A 19077-nucleotide genomic window follows, 5' to 3' on the forward strand; every position below is an offset into this window, starting at 1 on the left:
AGCCAAGCTCTGTGAAACATGAGATGCTGAAGCTGCGCTTGCTCACGCCTGGGGCGTGAAGGAAACTGTTGACCCTAAACAAATTGAAGCGGTGAAGGCTTATTTAAATGATAATGCCGGTTCAAACATCACACTGGATGATGGTAGAATTGTAACCCTCTTGAAGGGTGATATAAAAGAAAAAGGCAATGAAGCTTTCCTCATATTTAGATATCAATTAGTAGGGAAATAAACAATAGACAAATGAGTACAAAGTTCCATGCATAATAAAAAAGCATATGTGCAGTTCACTTGCATATATGCTTTTTTATGTTTATATGGCAGTATATTATATATTTACCTTCAATGCCTTCATCTTTTCTTGAATATTATATTAGGTCCAATTCTTAAACCACTTTTAGTAAAAGACTCTCTCTTGAATCCTAGGGCCTCCTCCGAATACTTGGGATACCTGCTTTTCAACTCATCTATTGGTCCGGCATCCAATGCACGCACTATGCATGCTGCAACACAAGCCGGCTTCAAACCTTCTTCCAGCCTATCAATACACAAATCACATTTGGTCATCTTAGGAGTATTTGGGTCATTCTTTTTATATAACCCTATATCATCATAAAATTGAGGGCTGTCCCAAGGGCATGCCTTTTTACATGCCCCACATGATAAGCAAATTTTACTTTCATCTATGGTAACAATTCCGTATTTTTCTTCTTTATATATATACTTGGTTGGACATATCTCAACACAAGCTGGATTATCACAGTGGTTGCATGAAATACTTAGATTTATAGTATACACTTCAGGAGGCTTGACTCCATACTCAAAGCTCTCTACTCTTCTCCAATTTTCTTTCATACAATACTTATTAAACTCACTATAATTAATACCTCCATCAGACCCTGGTAAATTCTCATAATCAGATGGCTCATTATATCTATCATCTTTCTCCCATGTAAAGAAAGGATGTATGCTGCTGTCACCACGCCTTTCATGATTCCAAGCTTTGCAAGCTAATACGCATGTCTTGCAATTTATGCATCTTGTTTGATCAAAATAAAATCCCCATTGCATCATATCTAGCACCTCATATCAAATTGGTTTCTCTTTACTGACCTCACATAGGGCGCCACCTGCATTTAGCCCTAAGCCATCTATATATGGGTCTAATATACCTGAATTCAAATCCTCCGTTAAGGTGTTAACACAACCACCAACATCAACAGGCACTATATGTTTTTCTGCAATGCCGTCGCAGTCGGAATCAAAATAAGCTTCATATGTCTCAGACAGGCTTGGTCTATACCAGGAACCCTGCGGAATAACAACCACATCAGGACTTACAGTAGCAGTAATGCGAGCAGGAAGTTTCACGCAGCCATAATCATTATATACATATACCATATCTCCATTGTCAATGTTTCTAATCTTTGCATCCTCTGGATGCATTTCTACAGAATGGGGCTTCAAATTTCTCAGGGTAGGAACATTATCATAAGTAGCATTTGCTTTATTAAATGGATGTGGAGTTATAAACTGAAGCCTATATTTTATACCTTTTCTGCCTGTTACTCCTCCATCCAGAATTACTTTCTCAGCACCATTTGCCAACGGAACATATTGTGCCTTATTTATTTTCAGCACTGCTCTTCCCCTCTGAGCTAAAAATGGAGAATAAAAATTAATTCGCCCGGTTTCTGTAGTAAACTCACCAGGTTTGAAATCACCTAAGACAATAGGCAATTTTTCCTTTGGCACAGGAAGCTGAAAATTGGCTTCTCTAATGATTTCATCAAAGTCTGGGAGCTTAATGTCGCTATTGATTTCCTTGTATTCCGGATTAATTTCTGCCTTACTCCACTGATATTTCATAAAAGAAATATAATCAGTGTTTATCTCAAACCCGTCTATATTGAGTTTCTTAGCGATAAGTCTATTAATCTCTGCATCAGGTTTTGCTTCAAACATTGCATCTACAGGTCCATTGAGAACAAAAACATCTGATACAGCAGAACTATGCTTTTCAAAATTGCATCTGTTTTCAAATATGGACTGGAATGGCAATACTATATCAGACCACATGGCAGTTGGAGAAAGGTTTCTTTCATAAGAAACTATATGCTTTAGCTTGCTCCACGCAATACGTCTTTTGTTAATGTTTTGAGTCTGATTGAATATATTACCGCTTGTATCTCCTCTTATATATGCTTCTATATAAAGCCTTGCATTTTCTCCCAAATCTATACTGTTCATGTTTAACACATCTTCCCTTAGCTGTGCAGATGTTCTGCCATCCAAGCCGCTGATTATAGCATCATTAAGTGCAAACTGGGATACTAATATAGGTTTATACTTTTTTGCACTCTTGTACTTCTCAAACTGGGGGAACTTTACTTCATAGCCATCATCACCTCTAAGTTCTCCAAATCCTCCCCCTCTTTTATTTATATTTCCTGTCATGGCGCTTAAGGCAATCATCATCCATGAATAATAAAGCCCATTATGAGTCCTCTGGGCTCCGCCATTATATTTGGAGAATATAAAGGAAGGCTTTACAGTGGCATATTCTATGGCGAATTTTTCTATTACCTCTATTGGAACTCCTGTTATACAACTAGCCCACTTTAAAACACCTTCATAGGAGCCATTTTCCTTTTCCAAAGTCTCCAGATATTCAATAAAGGACTCCCCCTTAGGAATCTTGTAAGTTTTTCCCTTATAGGGTTCATCAGTTACAGGATCAAATCCTGTAGAATGGCTTGTCACAGTATCATTGGGATAAAATCCAAAACAGTATTCTTTTATGAATTCTTCATCATGTAAGTTTCGCTTATATATTATATAGGCCATAGCAGCCATCAAGGCTCCATCAGTACCAGGTCTGACCAGAATAAAGCCTGGCACACCATTCTTACCTGTTGCAAGGGCTCCTATGGATTCTGTATAGCGGGCATCCACAAATGTAATAGGTATACCATTTTCCTTAGCTTTAATCAAAATATATGATAAATATGGAAGTGTAGCTGTAGGGTCATTAGACCAAACTATTATATATTTAGAGTTGAATATGTCCATAGGAGAATTCCCTTTAACCTTTCCTTTATCCCCAAGGGCAACATGTATTGCTCCATTAACATTTCCACCTGACGGATTACCAAAGGTACTTATACATGTGCCTAAGTAAGGAGTTATTCCGCCCTTATCAAGGATAGGATAATAACCTAATTCATCTTTTCTAACTTCCATACTTCTATACCATTGGGCGATTGTCTCTATTGCCTCATCCCATGTAATCCTTTTAAACCCTCTTGGATTGCCTCTTTCTATAGTTTGCTTCAATGGATATTTCACTCTATCAGGAGAGTACAAGTGATTTAGTTCAGCATAACCCCTGGCACATGCCCTTCTTTGTATGGGGGCTATTGAATTATCTGATTTCCATGAGTTTTCTCTTGGAATATCACCTGCTGAAGTAATCTTTACTATCTTACCATCTCTAATATGAAGTTTTAATAAACATGCTGATGAGCAATGCATTTTATGCATGGTACAAACAACATTGCATTCTTTATATTTCATACAAAATACCTCTTCATGTTATTAGATACTTCTACCGACTTCTGGCTGAACGCAAGCCAAATAGGCTGCCTAATAAGCCAAAAACGGCACTCAGAAGCATGATAATAGAAATCAGGTTTCTTCCCATGGATTCCATATCAGGTAAAGGTATTAACGGAAGGGGTCCAGCCATGACAGAGTAAACATATCTAAGGGATAGTGATAATAATAATGAAGCCAACAAACCGCCTCCAAGGGTTAATATCATACCTTCAATTAAAAATGGAAAGGATATGAATCCATCAGGCGCACCAAGCAATATCAGAGTATTTATTTGTTCTCTGTTCTCGTAAATTCCTGTCCTTATTATATGAGATACTATAATCAATGTGGAAACTCCTACTGCTGTGATAAATATATATCCGATGGTCTTCAATACAGATGACAGATTACGAATTTTGTCTAGAATTTCTCTGTTATCCCTTATCTGTTCTATGCCTTCTATGCTTTTAAGCCTCTCTATAATAGAATCCATAGATTCCAAATCAATTTGCACCTCAATATAGGGACTAAAAGGGTTTTCGTCCAAATATTTCAATACCTTGGCTTCCTTCCCCAGAACTTCCTCCATTCTATGATAAGCTTCATTTTTATCCACCAAGCTTACTTCTTCAACGCCAGTCAAAGCATGGATTTTTTTCATCATATGGTCAACTTCATCCTCATCAATATCCTCTGCAAAATAAACGTTTATCTCCGCTTCTTCTTCTAAAACTTCTACCGCCTGGTTGCTGATCCACCAGCCTGATATAGTGGCAACAGCAAAAAAAAGAATCAATCCTATGCTCAGTATAGAGAGTATATTAGACATCAAGTTAATCTTAATGATTGTTCTAGCTTCCTTTAAAAAATAACCAAAATTGCTTATAATGGTTTTCACTAATCAACCCAGCCTTTCTGATATATGATGCCGCCTTCGATATGAATATGCCTTCCTTCTTTTAAGTTGTTAAGGAGATGAGTTGCATGAGTTGTGATAACTACAGTAGTGTTTTCTTCCTTCAAGGAAGCAAAAAGCTCCATTATGTTTAAGGCATTATCCATATCAAGATTGCCAGTAGGCTCATCTGCAAGGATCAGTCTTGGCCTTCTGACTATTGCTCTGGCAATAGCCACTCTTTGACACTCACCCCATGACAGATGTTCAACCATTGAAAACATTTTTTTCTCCAGCCCAACTTTAGCCAAAGCAATTACTGCACTTTCCTTCAGCTTTTTATTGGATATATCGAGAAATCTGGCACCCAGCATAACATTTTCAATAGCAGTTCTGCCTTTTACCAAACGAAAATCCTGAAACACAGGCCCAATGGATCTCCTCAGTTGTCTTATATTGGAGGCTTGTCCCCTGATTATAGGTTGTCCCAAAACAGTCAACTTACCTTCCGTAGGATACTCCATTCCCATAAAAAGCTTCAATAGGCTTGTTTTTCCCGAACCGCTTGGACCTGTAATATATACCATTTCACCGGATTCTATATGTAAATCAACATTTTTCAATGCCATTGTACCATTTGAGTAATTAAGGCATACACCTTCAGCTTCTATCAATTATATCGCCTCCTATGCATCATTCTAGAATAGGCTCCATTTAACCATCAGTTCCAGGTAATCTTCTCTTATTTCAACAGACTTCAGGGTACTATTGTTGCCAAGTAAAGGTTTAAGAGCCAAAACCAACTGATTTTCTTTGAAAAGCTCTTCTATTGAACCAGGCTCCAACTTCATATCGTAAAAGCTGCCTTCTTCTGCACGAAAAACCAAGGAGTGGCCTCCCTCTATGATAAAATGTCCAATCAATATTAGATTTTTCTTTGGCAGCTCTATTTTGATTATATCTTGTTGAAAATCAATCACCATTTCTTCTAAGTCGGCTTGCTTTGAAATTATATCATTGATTCCATCTTCCTTTATAGAGCCTCTTACTCCGTCTATGGAAAAAGACAGGTTCAAATCCTCTGGAGATAAACTGTTTTCTCTCACTATATTTGAAAAATTCTCAGCAGTTTTGGAAAACATAGCTTTTGCTTCATCCCATGCAATCTGCATATCTGCTAAATAATCCTTATAATATTCTTTTTCTTCTCCTAAGTTGGATATAAACTTCTCAAAATCATCTTTAAGCCTATTTGCTTTTTCCAAAGCCTGATCTAACTCTTTCTGCCTGTCTTCCAGCAATTGTATATTATCTTTCAGCTTATTTTTGCTTTCCATAAGCCTGTTTTTGCTTTCTTCGATTTTCTCAAGAATCTCTCCAGTATCACGTGTAAGATCTCTAAGTATATTAATTCTTCTAAGTAATGAACTTAAACTATCTGATTCCAGTATTATGCCTATATAGGACACAGGCCCCATTCTCTGATAACTCTTTAATACCTGTCCCAATCCATTCTGCTTTATTTTATATTCATCTTCTTCTATGGCAATTTCCCTTTCAAGTTTTTGGACATCAACATTTATCTCCGATATTTCCTGGGCAATCCTCTTACCTTCACTCTCTATTAAATCGATTTCCTGTAGAACTATAAAAAGTTGTTCCAGCACCTTTTTTTCTTCAACTGAAATTCCATCTAGCTTTTCCTGAACTATGGAGAAGGGATCAGCTTGCCCCGTTAATAAATTTGTCATAATAGATATTAATAAAACTATGATCAGAAAGAAGGATTTCAATATGTACATACCCCCTTTTCTACAAGCCTGATGATTTGATTATAGCATTCTCCTTAAAATGGGACAATGCAACTTATAAAATAAACCTTTAGCATATATCAATTAAATATACAAACAATAATAAAAGGCTTCCATTATCATCTATTCAAAAAATCAATGAAGCCTTTCTTGTGATTCAATTGGTCAAGCCAAAACTAAGATAGTTTTGACCTTCCTTGAATTATTAAAAAGAAAACAGTGTGGGAGGAATCATTAATGAAAGATTTCACAGCACAAGTGGATGTTCGTAAATATCCACCAAAAGATAAACATCCTGTTATATTCGAGACCTTAAATGGTCTAAAACCAGGAGAAAATATGGAACTTATCAATGATCACGATCCAAAGCCTCTCTATTATCAATTAATGGCTGAATATAAGGATCAGTTTCAATGGGAATACCTTGAGGAAGGCCCAGAGATATGGAGGGTAGCAATAACAAGGAAGTAGCTTAGCGTTTAGGGTCAAGAAGTATAAAGTGCTTCATGGCCCTAAAAAAAAGCACTCATAAGAGCGCCTAAGTAAAAATTTGGGGAATTATATTATGTCATTAGTATAAGTAAAATTCATATAATAGGTTATCATGGATAAAGTTTATATTTCTATAGCCTCAATAAAAAGTGATAAATGATCCATCAAGTCATATTTAACATTTTCTGTTTTTACAATTGGTCTACTTGGCATATCACTATTTTGCTCAACTACAACTCCTTTAACACCATTACTTAGTCTTACAGTTAGACCTATAGGGTACACATATATTGAATGTTTAAAAGCATTAAATACTTTTAGGTCATACTTGAAGTTTGTTAAAGCTTGTATATTCTCATAGCTTTGACTAGGTAAAAGCTTTTTAATCGTTATTGAATTCTCATAATCATTACATAAACTCAGAATCTTTACTAAATCACTTTGATGTTTGTATTCTAGTTTCTCTGGTCCTTGTCCATCTATAGTTTCGTGATGAAATCTTATAGTATTACACATCAAAATTGAATTAGTTGAATTTTTGAAAAAATTATATGCTTTTTGCTCGTGGCTTTTTCCATACTTATCAGGTAGAAATTTACCTATATCATGAAGAAGTGATGCCTTCATTAAAATTTCTAGTTTATCCCGGTCGAGACCGTATTTCATACCTGTCATCATAGCTATAAGGCAAACATTAAGAGAATGATAAGCTAGGTCATTACTTTCGGTAATTGTGCCAAATCCCAAACTAATAGGTTCATTTCTAATATCACACAGCAAATTATTTCTTACAAAAATATTCAATTCTGATTCATCAAAGCTATTTGTTTCAATAATCTTTTTATAAATTCTATTTAGCTTTTTTAAATACTCAAAGTGGATATCCTCTGGAATTGTCTTCTTTACAGTAATATTAACATCATCATCTTCTATGTATATAGTATTAAAACCATATTGTTGTAATTTATTTATTATAGTATCTGTTATTGCTTTCCCTCTATTGACAATCACTACTCCATCATTTGTCTTTAGTGCCATTCCAAGATTTTTCCCGATTAAACTATAATCAACTTTTTTTAACCTCATTTTATTATGCAATAAATTATTGCAGGAACACCTCTCATTTCATATTGTTCATAGTAATTATTCAATTATCAATATTCTTTTTTTACTCTTTGGTATAGAGTATTCATTGCCTTCAATCGGTAGATCACAAATCTTACCTAATATTGCTTCAAAGTACTTTGCTCCATATATGTAGCTTTCTTTATTTTCACCTATAATCCTTAATTCATTACTATCAGCACTTCGAGCTATAGCTTTATATATTTTTCCATTAACAAAATATGAAGGATCATCCTCTCCAATAAATTTTGCTAAAATATACCTCATTATATCCCCCCTTAAAATTTTCTATAGAATAATCTTAATCATAGAATGTATGCCTTTTATAGGGTCAAGATATTTTAAACTTTAAACTTAGATATTAGATTCTTAAGATTATTTGAATCTCTATTTAAACTATTTGATCTTTCCAGGGTTTCATTTGCTTTTTCATCAATATAGTTTATTTTTTGAGTAATCAATGTAGCACTGCTTGCGCCTTCATTGGTGGATAAACTAATCTCATTTATTGCGTTTAATATATTCTCAATGAAAGCATGCAATTCTTCTGCATTTGCACTAAACTCTGTTGTTATATCACTTAGTATTGTAGCATCATTGTTATACTCTTCTAATGTCTTAAGCATTAATTTATAATCATTATCTACATTTGTAGACATAAAGTTTAATATCTCGCTTGAGCTTGATGCCAAATTAGACACTGCTTCCATAACAACTTCTGTTATTTTATTTATTTCTTCCACTGCTCCTCGAGAATCCTCAGCAAGCTTCCTTATCTCATCAGCAACAACAGCAAAGCCTTTTCCTGCTTCTCCAGCTCTAGCAGCTTCTATTGCAGCATTTAACGCCAGCATATTGGTCTGTGATGTAATCTGCATAATTGATTCAGAAAGCACATTTATCTTTTCAACTCCCCTAGACTCTTCTAAAGTTTTCTCAAGATTCTCTTTGGTGGCATAAAATCTTTTTAATGCATTCTTTTGAGATTCATCAAAACTTATTTTTAAATCCATAGCCTTTCTATTAATATTGTGTGCAAGTTCGGCACCTTGCTGAGCTTTATCTGCTATGTCTTCAGCAACTTTTCCCATTTCTGAAGATATAGCATTCAATTCTTCTGTAGATGCAGCAGTTTCCTCAAGTCCTGCTGACAATCCCTCTATTGTTTCAGATATTTTCCCGATTTCACTACCTAAATTATTCATATTATCAGCAGATACAACTGATGATTCCATTACACCTATTGATAAGCTATATCTCTTTTATAAGAGTTCTTATAGATTCTTGCATATCTTCTACAGATTTTGCCATTAGCCCAATTTCATCTTTCCTTCCAAGATGCTTCTCTGACACTTCATTAGTAAAATCTGCATCAGCTATCATAGAAAGATGGTAGGAAACATTCTTTATGGGGTCAACAGCTGATTTTATTATTATGAACTGCAATAATGCACAAAAAACTAATGCTATACATGAAAGGATTATCATTTTTCTCAATAGTTCTGTTAATCCTTCTGTGTACTCACTTACGGGTATAGTTGCGCATACTATATAGCCATTTGCTTCTTTAAAGCTCATGAACTTTTCTATTCCATCATGATTATATATAAAATTACCATTTTCTTTTCCTTTAATCTCGTTATAAAAATCAAATTGGTTAGCATCGTCACCTATACATGATTTATCTTTATGACTAACAGTAACTTCTGATATACTGTCTATAATAAATACATACCCTTGTTGTCCAAACACTACGTCTTGGGCTATATTTTTTATATCGCTACTGGCTAACGCCTTTTGTAACCTTTCAGGTTCTAGCCCTACTTGTATTATTCCCGGTTTATCCTGTCTTGCCACTCCAACATATTGAAATAATTTGTCATCTATTCCTCTTCCTGTTGGTTCCTGTGCAAGTTCAAAACCTTTATTTGTTATAGCTTCCATAAACGGTCGTGTCTGTTCAGTACTATTCATATCAAAGCCCACATAATCAGTTACTGTAGTCCACTTAATAATTCCATTTTCATCACATACATTTATTTCATCAACAGCTAATAGTTCCTTTATCTTATTCAACTGCGAAGGATTTTCCAGAATCTGAGGATTATTTTCAATCATAAGTGAAAGAGTCTTGGCTTTTAATAGTGATTCACCATTAGTTTCCAATCTCAATAAATCATTTTTAGTTGCTTGTGTACTTATTGATTCAATGACTTCATTTACCTTATCTTGTGTGACTTCTGCCATATTTCTATATATCAGTTCTTTCTCAAGAGAGTATGATATTATAGCAAATACAGAAAACACAATAATAAGTAAAATCGTAACGGATATTATCATTTTAGCTTGTAGCTTCATGCAAATGCCTCCGTTTCTATAGATCAATACTAATACTTAAACTTATTAATGTTTCTATTCATCTCTTCCGCTAAACTTGCTAATGACTCGCTAACATTTGCTATTTCCTCCATGGAGGAAGTCTGTTCTTCGATAGAAGCCGATGTCTCTTGTGTTGCTGCAGCATTTTCTTCCGATATAGCATAAAGGTTTTGTATCAATTTAATAACTTCTGTCTTTTTTTCTTCCATCATTGCTTCTGACTCATCAATATGTATTATAAGCTTTTTCATATCTTCAATTGATTCAGCTATACCTTTAAACTTATTACTTGTTATATCAACACTTTCAGATTGAGCTTGTACTATACCCCCTACTTCCTGCATAGTTCTTACAGCTACACCTGTCTTTTGGGATAGTTCATGAATAATTGTAGAAATTTCTTTTGTAAAAACATTGGATTCTTCTGCCAGCTTTCTAATCTCTTCTGAAACTACAGCAAATCCTCTTCCTGCTTCTCCCGCTCTTGCAGCTTCGATAGCTGCATTTAAAGCTAGCAGATTAGTTTGCTCTGCTATGTTTTTTATCTTTTCACTGGCGTTTTGTATTTTTTCAGCACTGTCATTGGTGTTAATAATAATCTTACTAATCTCTTCAGCAGCTTGGCTGTTAGCTAGTGATTTCTCATTTAGATTTCTTATAACTTCCAAGCCTTCACTTTTCAGCTTATCAATTTCATTAGCAGCATTAGTAAGATTTTTCACAGCCTGCCTATTCTTCTCTATAAAATTGCCTAGTTCCTCAATGCTTATGCTGCCTTCTCTTGTTTCCCTAGCTTGTTCGCTTGCCCTATTTGCTATTCCCTCAACAGTCTTGGCAACTTCTTCTGTAGCTACAGTGGATTGCTGACTGATGGCTGAAAGTTCTTCAGAAGAAGCAGCAACATTTTGAGAACTTTCACTTATATCTTTAATTAGGTTAATCAAATTGTTGTGCATAGTTGCCAGGGAATTTGTAATAATTCCTATCTCATCTTTCCTATTTAAATATTTCATTGCTCGGCTATTTTTATCAAAAGTTAAATCATATTTTGATAATCTATCAAGAATTTGTGATAAATCATTAATTGGGTTTATTATGCTCATGGATGATTTCATCAATATAACAACTAATAAACCAAAAACCATTACTCCAATAGAAACAACCATTATAATATTTGTTTTTATGGCTGCATATACATTTTCCATAGAGAAACCAATATTTAAAGCCCCAGCATGCTTTCCGTTTAAATTCAAAGGTACAAACACATCATAAGCTGGAATAGTTTCAGATGAACCTTCACTCTGATAGTAATAGACTGTATCATATTTTTCCCCGTTTAATGCTGCAGAAGCAGTACCTTCATCATAAGAAAGATCCTTTCCTAACAGACTAGGATCACTAGAGGCTAATGAAAAAGCATTTTCGTTAGTAATAATAGCGTATATTATATCATCCTTTCTCGCTAGGCTATCTACAATTCTTTGATAGTCAAAATAATCAACTATACCCTGTATTTTTTCAGCATTCATTCCTATTTGTACAAATGTTCCGTCCTCTCTTTTCAGTGCTCCAAACTTCAAGAGTTTATCGAACTTATCGTCTTTTCTTATATCTTCCATCATTTCATTTTGGTCGCTTAACATAAATTCATATAATGGATGACCGTCATATGCTTTCCATCCCAAATATCCTTCTACAGTACTATATAAAATTTCCCCCTCACTATTGAACCAGTGAAGTTCATCTACTTGTAGTTGTTGTGATAGCTTTAATAAATATTCATTGCTTAGCTTATCATGATTATCTATTACAACCTTTCCAGCGAATCTGATTTTATCTTCGAAGATTTCATTAATCTTATCCATTGCCATTTTGTTATCTTGAATACTTTTTATAACTTGCTCTATTAATTCATATCCTGCAATTCTCTTTTGCTCAATCAAATCTCTTCTAATAGAGAGTGAAGACACTACACATATTACTGTTATGGCTATGAAAGCTATTGTAACAGGTAATATAATTAATCTCCCTTTAATTGACTTATTCGTTTTTATTTGTTTTGTACTATCACTTTTTATTGATTCTGGGCTGTTTTTCTTCCCAATCTTAAATCTTGACACAATAATAACCTCCAAAATTTTATTTTCCTTTATCTATTAAGAAAATTGTTTGCCAATTCTTTTATATTATCTGAATCAATTTTCCTTTTTATTTTCCAAATCTTCGCCAAATGAATTTTGAATTATATTCCTTTCCTTATAGCTTAACAACCTTTCTAGATCAATCAGAACAATTATTCTTTCATTGACTTTCCCAATACCGGATATATAACTTCTGTTTATTCCTGTTAGAATCTCAGGAGGATTTTCAATGTCATCAGTATTAATTCTGATTACTTGAGAAGCATCATCAACAATAAATCCGACAAGCTTGTCCTCAACATTCACAATTATTATTCTCTTTGCTTTACCGTTTATTTCTTTTTCTGCAATATTAAATCTCTTCTTTAAATCAATTATTGGTATCGTATCTCCTCTTATATTTATTACCCCATCAATAAAATCAGGTGTATTAGGAATCCTTGTAGTAGTTTTGTTAACGGTTATCTCTCTTACATTCTTAATATCTACACCGTATTCTTCATCTTCTAGTTTAAAAATAACATATTGTCTTTCAACCACTTGTATCCAACTCCCTTTTTTATATATAGATAATATGTTTACTTTACATAGAACATAATTTTCTTTTCACTTATTCCTCTATCATCTAATTTTGATATTTTACTATCTAAAGCTTCAATAAAACCATCTACAACCTCTCCATCAAATTGCTTCCCTTTTTCCTTATGTAATATTTGTAATGCTTCGTTTACTGAAAGAGCGCTTCGATACGGCCTTTTGGAAATCATCGCATCATAAGCATCAGCAACTGAGATTATTCTTGAAATAAAAGGTATATCCTTGCCGCATATACCATATGGGTACCCATTTCCGTCATATCGCTCATGATGATACAATATAAGCTCTGCAGATTCTTTTAAATAATCAAATTTTTTTATCATCATGTAACCTGAATGAGAATGTTTTTTTATCGTTTCATATTCATGATTCGTTAATAATGAGGGCTTATTAAGGATGCTTTTAGGAACTTCTATTTTACCTATATCATGGAGTATCGAGGCCATGCATAGTCGCTTCATTTCTAACTCAGATATATTAAAGAGTTTACCTACCGCTATAGAAAGTTTGCATACTCTAGTACAATGAAAAGCTGTCTCTTGGTTATATTCAAATAAATCTTTAAGGAAATTACATACTAATTCAGCTTCTTCATTAAGTTCCAAAACTACTGTTGCATTATAGTCATGTACTATTCTCCTCTCGCTTCTTGTATAAGGCATAATAAACCCTCCTTCTCTCTAATACTTAAACTTGCTTATGGCTTGTTGCATTTCTTCAGCTAGCTTCGCCAATGATTCACTTGCATTTGCTATTTCCTTTATAGAAGTAGCCTGTTCTTCCATTGAATAGGATGCTTCTTGAGTTCCTGCCGCATTTTCTTCCGAAATAGCTGATAGATTTTCAATAATATGAATAACCTCTTCTTTTTTAACATTCATTTCTTGCACATATTTGCCAATATTTATTATTGAGTTCTTAACATCTTCAGTTGCAAGTTTAATACCTTCAAATGTTACACTTGTAGCTTCTACACATTCCTGTTGCTCTTTTACAATTACACCGACTTCCTTCATTGAATCAACAGCATGCTCTGATTTATCAGATAGTTCATGAATAATATCTGTGATCTCTTCTGTAAACTCATTTGATTGTTCTGCTAATTTTCGTATTTCTTCTGCTACAACAGCAAATCCTTTACCTATATCTCCTACTCTAGCAGCTTCTATAGCTGCATTTAATGCTAATAAATTAGTTTGTGCAGCAATATTTTTTATCATTTGGCTTGCAGTTTCTATTTTTTCTACACTATTATTAGTGTTAATGATGACATCATTAATACCTAAAGCTGCATCATGATTAAGTTTTGATTTTTCAACTAATTTATTTACAATTTTAAAACCATCATCAATTAATTTGACTACACCATTTGTAGATGCATTCATTTTTTCAAGATATTTTTCATTTATAACTATTAAATTACCTAGCTCCTTAATATGTAAAAAACCTTTTTCTGTATCCTTGGCTTGTTCATTTATGCCCTTTGCGATTTCATCAATAGCCCTAGCTACTTCTTCTGCCGAGATAGAAGACTGACGTGTAATAGCAGATAGCTCTTCGGAAGAAGCTGCAACTCGCTGAGAGCCTCCTGCTATTTCCTTTATAAGGTTTAATATATTTTCTTGCATAGTTTTCAATGCTCTAGTAATTGTACCCACTTCATCTTTTCTATTAAAATATTTATTTACTTCATTACGATCATCATGAGAAAAATCAAAATATGATAATTTAGTGATAATTTGCGATAAATCTGTTATTGGTTTTGCAATATTGCTTGACAATGAATAGGCAAAGATAATAACAATGAATATCATTAATAAAACTATAATCATATTTCTAAGTTGTATATTATATATAAATTGAAGCGCATCTTCTTGTTTCTGAACTGTAATTACTGCCCAATTATCAGATTCGCCGGGTAACTGTATAGTACTATATGCACTTATTACTTTTTCTCCATTGTTATCTGAATATTTAATAACCCCATTATCCCCCGATAGCGCTGCTTCAACTATTTCTTTCAACTCAGACGGGACAGTTATTTCTTTAATCTCTATTTTTTGGTTTCCATTCTCATCTTCTACAATGTTTCCATTACTATCCTTAACGAGTTCAGTTCTATTTTGTAGCTTATAGTTATACATTTCTGTAACTTGATTACTATCAGGATGTGCTATAACTACACCCTCACCATCAATTACAAAAGCATAACATCCACTTTTTTGCTGAAATTCTTCGACTATTTTTTGAATACTATCTAGCTTTAAGTCTGCCCCCATTATCCCTACAAGGGTTGAATTATCAGAATAAATAGGTAATATAATAGAAGAAACAGCAACATTACCTGTTAATGAATAGTATGACTTTGTCACAAATGGCTTATTATCACTCATAATTTTGGTAAACCACCAGCGATTAGATCTGTCCCCTAAAGTACCTGAAGATCTAGCTGTTTGCATTCCATCTGTACCTTGTATAAAAAAGAGTTCGAAATATGTATTTCGCTTAATACTATTAACTAAAACAGATTCTTGTTTTTCTTTTTCAAAAGAGATTACGTCACTATTGTTCGCAATCTCTTCAGTTACGCTATATGCTTTTTCAATAAATAATTTAACATTGTTTGCTATAGAGCTTGCGTATGATATGCTATTCTCTTCGACAATCTTGTCATAATCCTTCATAATAAAATAATTACTTAAGCAGCTTGATGCTATAAATGGTGTAATTACAAGTATTAGTATCATGACAATTAACTTGTACTTTAAAGATGCATATTATATCTCCTTTTCATCAAAATAACTTCAGTATTATTAGAGTCAGTTTCTGATATAAATCAATTTCTTTCTAATACTATTTCAAACATCTATGAAAATTGTAATATTAGCACAATTATAGTATTATTTTGTCACAACACTTATTATAGCTTTCTACAATTAAATATTAAGTGTACGAAAGTAGTATATATTGGTTGTATTGTCTGCTACATTTTTATATTAATTGTTTAACTTGAATCATATGTTACATAATAAATAGATAAGGTTATTTGTGATTCTCAAAGGTTAAGCTTCACAAATAACCTTATCTATATGTCCAATACATATTCATATGTTGCCATCAGAGATTAAAATAACTAGTTTAATAATCTCTCAAAGAAATATCCTATCTAATCAAACCCAATTTCTGCGCTGCAATGATTCCACTAGTACGATTTTTTACTTCTAATTTCTTAAATATATTACTAATATGTTTTTTTACAGTACTTTCTGATATATAAAGCATCTCAGCTATAGCTTTATTCGTCAGACCTGAATGCATAGCCATAATTACCTCTAATTCTCTTTCGCTAAGACATGAAGCTTTTGTTTTTATTTCTTTATTGTTCCTTTCGATGGTTTTACCTTCATCTTTGAAACATTGCAAAAGCCTAACAGCAAATTTATATACTTCGTTAAAGTCAATATCCTTTTTTTTCTTACTGTTAATATATTTTAAAACCATTTCTCTGATATCCCTACCATGGCTTATAAATGTATATATATATTCCTGTTCATAAGATGCCTGTAGAGCATACTCAAAAGTTTCTAAGGCAGCATCTTCCTGACCCATACGCATTAGAATTTTTGACTTTAATATTGCTGCATAAACTTTATCCCAATAACTTCTTGAACTAATAGTATTTTCTGACAAGCCTTCAATGAGGTATTTCGCTTTATTTATCTCATCTATGGCTATGTAGTAATCGATCATAGCAAAATTATGACTATTGTTCATAATAAGAAAATCTTCATTTTCTCTAATTCCGTACTTATCCATCATTGAATGTAATAACCCAAAATTACCTATAGCGATTAATATTCTTGTTATATCCGAAAACCATAAATGTATAATAAGTTTCAGATTAAACTTACAACATATTCTATCAACCTCTTTAATATAACTTTCAGCTTCTTCATAGTTGTTTTCCATATAGCATATGCGTGCAAATATAATATAACTTTGAACTATTTTTATGGAATCATCTGTTATTAGACTAAGGCTCAAGCTTTTACTTGCATACTGTCTTGACAGATTTAACTCGCATTGTTCAGAATACAAATATGCTAGCCCCAAGTTACAGTACATTAGATAATTATTGAATATTTCTTTTTTGGGAATGTCATTAAGTAAATCATTAAGTATGATTCTTGTATTATAAAAATCTCCTTCCATGCATTTTATTTGCGACACTTTGTGCTTATAAAGTATGTCTACTAATTTCTTATTATACTTAAATATATGATTGATTTCTTCTCTCTGTTTTTTAAGAATCGATTCAGCAATATCAAGATTTCCATCACTTATACGGCATTGTAGAATTATTTCATATGCAAAATAAAGACAAAAGTTATTTTTCTCCAGATGATTAAGAGCGTCCTCGGCTAGCTTGAGTGAGTTATGTTTATCACCAGACAGAAAAGAGATGGTTGCATATATTAGCTTTTTTTCTCCTTTATAATTATCAAAAACTTTATCCTCTAAATCTATCTTGCATTTATTTGAACATTTACTCTCTGCCCCCAGTATTCCTTTATTAGCAAAAGCAAGGGCATAAATAATGCAAAGCTTAGCATTATTTTGGATAATATCACATGACAGTTCTTCTATAAAGCTTATAAGTCTGGCTTCATCTTTATTGACTAACATGTAAAACCAATATTTATCTAATAGTCTTATAGTATTATCAACGTTGTTTGATTTAAGTGAGAACTCAATAGCCTCCTTTACTTGATTTACGTTCTCATACCATTTGCTAGCATTTAAGTACAATTCAGATTCCAAGTATGGATAAGTGCTTTTAAGTTTATTTCTTAAAAATTCACAAAATAGATTATGATATCTATAATAAATACTATCCATATAAGGAGCACTAATAAGCAGATTATCCTTTTCCAACTTTTCAAGTATCAAATGCGTATTGTTATCTTTAGTAACTTCAATACATAAAGAGCCATTAAATATTTCTAATATAGATGTTTTTAATAGAAATTTTTGAATACTATCAGGCTGTTTTTCAAATATTTCCTGCATAAGATACTCCATTATAAAAACTTTGCTTCCTTCATAGCTTTCCAGTATATATCTTTTGCAGCTATGCTCCTCTATATAGTAAGCTATAAACCTTATTGCGGCCATCCAACCTTCTGTCATGTGTGAAAGCTTTTCAGCTTCTTCATCTTTAAGACAAGTTCCCATAACATCTTGAAAATACTCAATTATTTCTTTTTTAGTTAATGCTAAGTCATTGGATTTCAGCTCTAATAAATCATCATGTAATCTCATTCTAGCTAGAGGAAGATTAGGCTCTTCTCTACTAATAATTACTACATGTAAGTTCTTTGGTATATAGGAAAGCAAATACCTGATAGATTCAAGAATTTCAATATTATCTATGCATTGAAAATCATCCAGTACCATAACCACTTTATTAGGTAGCTCGCTTATAATTGCTATCAGCAAATCTATCTTTGACTTAGATGTGTAATATCTAATTTTTTCTATAGAATCATTCTTTTTGCATAAATCTGATTTTACAATAGCAGAACTAAAGTTTCTAAAAAATATTTGAGGATCATTATCTTCTTTATCAAGGGTATACCATAATATGTTGCATTTTTTTATGTATTTGTTAATCCAAGAGCCAACTAGAGTTGTCTTCCCACATCCTGCAGGAGCACATACTATAGTTAGATGCTTATAAAGAATTTTATCAAGAACTTGTAATAACATATTTCGATTGAAATATTTTGATGGTAGCTTTGGAACAGAAGTCTTTGTTTTAAATATAGCATCATAATCTCTATACTCTTCTTGTGCATTTCTTTCTCCGTATATGTTATTGATATTCATTTTCTCAATAAACCCTCCTGGCATATAGATACTTGTAAACTATAAAATTCATTTAATTTAACTCCCAAAAAAAAAGCACTCATAAGAGCGCCTAAGTAAAAATTTGGGGAATTGATTCTTTTTTTATTTTAACAACAAAAATTTTACAAAA

Annotated in this window: 16 protein-coding genes; 2 read left to right on the top strand and 14 right to left on the bottom strand. The window is 32.9% G+C overall.

The window, feature by feature from the left end; translation table 11 throughout:
- Nucleotides 1-55: 55 nt before the first annotated feature.
- Nucleotides 56-232 carry a hypothetical protein gene (locus ACESM9_RS04040; RefSeq protein ID WP_372995534.1) on the top strand — a complete coding sequence of 59 codons (177 nt, stop codon included), beginning with the start codon at nt 56-58 and terminating at the stop codon, nt 230-232.
- 119 nt (nt 233-351) lie between these two features.
- On the opposite strand, the gene ACESM9_RS04045 is transcribed toward ACESM9_RS04040, so the two are convergent.
- The 5 genes from ACESM9_RS04045 to ACESM9_RS04065 all read right to left on the bottom strand — a co-directional run bounded on the left by ACESM9_RS04045 (nt 352) and on the right by ACESM9_RS04065 (nt 6285).
- Entirely contained in the window at nt 352-1074 is a 723-nt protein-coding gene (locus ACESM9_RS04045) for a 4Fe-4S dicluster domain-containing protein (protein WP_372995536.1), read from the bottom strand.
- A 15-nt stretch (nt 1075-1089) separates the two neighbouring features.
- Complete coding sequence (locus ACESM9_RS04050) at nt 1090-3576, bottom strand: molybdopterin-dependent oxidoreductase (RefSeq protein WP_372995538.1); 2487 nt, start codon at nt 3574-3576, stop codon at nt 1090-1092.
- Between the two features lie 31 nt (nt 3577-3607).
- A complete protein-coding gene (locus tag ACESM9_RS04055; protein WP_372995540.1) occupies nt 3608-4426 on the bottom strand; it encodes a cell division protein FtsX in 819 nt (272 codons plus the stop codon).
- 68 nt (nt 4427-4494) lie between these two features.
- The gene (locus tag ACESM9_RS04060; protein WP_372995542.1) at nt 4495-5166 is read right to left on the bottom strand and encodes a cell division ATP-binding protein FtsE; all 672 of its coding nucleotides are present in this window, start codon (nt 5164-5166) and stop codon (nt 4495-4497) included.
- A 24-nt stretch (nt 5167-5190) separates the two neighbouring features.
- Entirely contained in the window at nt 5191-6285 is a 1095-nt protein-coding gene (locus ACESM9_RS04065; RefSeq protein WP_372995544.1) for a coiled-coil domain-containing protein, read from the bottom strand.
- 255 nt (nt 6286-6540) lie between these two features.
- On the opposite strand from ACESM9_RS04065, the gene ACESM9_RS04070 reads away from it, so the two are divergent.
- Nucleotides 6541-6774 carry a DUF2249 domain-containing protein gene (locus ACESM9_RS04070; protein ID WP_372995546.1) on the top strand — a complete coding sequence of 78 codons (234 nt, stop codon included), beginning with the start codon at nt 6541-6543 and terminating at the stop codon, nt 6772-6774.
- 144 nt (nt 6775-6918) lie between these two features.
- Here ACESM9_RS04070 and ACESM9_RS04075 read toward each other — a convergent pair whose 3' ends face one another.
- The 9 genes from ACESM9_RS04075 to ACESM9_RS04115 form a co-directional block, all read right to left on the bottom strand.
- On the bottom strand, nt 6919-7881 hold the full coding sequence (locus ACESM9_RS04075; RefSeq protein ID WP_372995548.1) for an HD-GYP domain-containing protein: 963 nt from the start codon (nt 7879-7881) through the stop codon (nt 6919-6921).
- Between the two features lie 57 nt (nt 7882-7938).
- Nucleotides 7939-8187: a hypothetical protein gene (locus ACESM9_RS04080; protein ID WP_372995550.1), complete on the bottom strand. Its 249-nt coding sequence runs from the start codon at nt 8185-8187 to the stop codon at nt 7939-7941.
- A gap of 74 nt (nt 8188-8261) precedes the next feature.
- Nucleotides 8262-9155: a methyl-accepting chemotaxis protein gene (locus ACESM9_RS04085; RefSeq protein ID WP_372995552.1), complete on the bottom strand. Its 894-nt coding sequence runs from the start codon at nt 9153-9155 to the stop codon at nt 8262-8264.
- A 16-nt stretch (nt 9156-9171) separates the two neighbouring features.
- Nucleotides 9172-10278, bottom strand: coding sequence for a HAMP domain-containing protein (locus ACESM9_RS04090; RefSeq protein ID WP_372995554.1), 1107 nt, complete (start codon nt 10276-10278; stop codon nt 9172-9174).
- 29 nt (nt 10279-10307) lie between these two features.
- Complete coding sequence (locus ACESM9_RS04095; RefSeq protein WP_372995556.1) at nt 10308-12419, bottom strand: methyl-accepting chemotaxis protein; 2112 nt, start codon at nt 12417-12419, stop codon at nt 10308-10310.
- Between the two features lie 75 nt (nt 12420-12494).
- Nucleotides 12495-12980, bottom strand: a complete 486-nt coding sequence (locus ACESM9_RS04100; RefSeq protein ID WP_372995558.1) for a chemotaxis protein CheW — start codon at nt 12978-12980, stop codon at nt 12495-12497.
- A 38-nt stretch (nt 12981-13018) separates the two neighbouring features.
- The gene (locus ACESM9_RS04105) at nt 13019-13699 is read right to left on the bottom strand and encodes an HD-GYP domain-containing protein (protein WP_372995560.1); all 681 of its coding nucleotides are present in this window, start codon (nt 13697-13699) and stop codon (nt 13019-13021) included.
- Nucleotides 13700-13717: 18 nt separating this feature from the next.
- Complete coding sequence (locus ACESM9_RS04110; RefSeq protein WP_372995562.1) at nt 13718-15784, bottom strand: methyl-accepting chemotaxis protein; 2067 nt, start codon at nt 15782-15784, stop codon at nt 13718-13720.
- A 415-nt stretch (nt 15785-16199) separates the two neighbouring features.
- A complete protein-coding gene (locus tag ACESM9_RS04115) occupies nt 16200-18926 on the bottom strand; it encodes a LuxR C-terminal-related transcriptional regulator (protein ID WP_372995564.1) in 2727 nt (908 codons plus the stop codon).
- Nucleotides 18927-19077: the final 151 nt, after the last annotated feature.

The organism is Lutispora sp., assembly GCF_041687175.1.
Taxonomy (GTDB): Bacteria; Bacillota; Clostridia; order Lutisporales; family Lutisporaceae; genus Lutispora.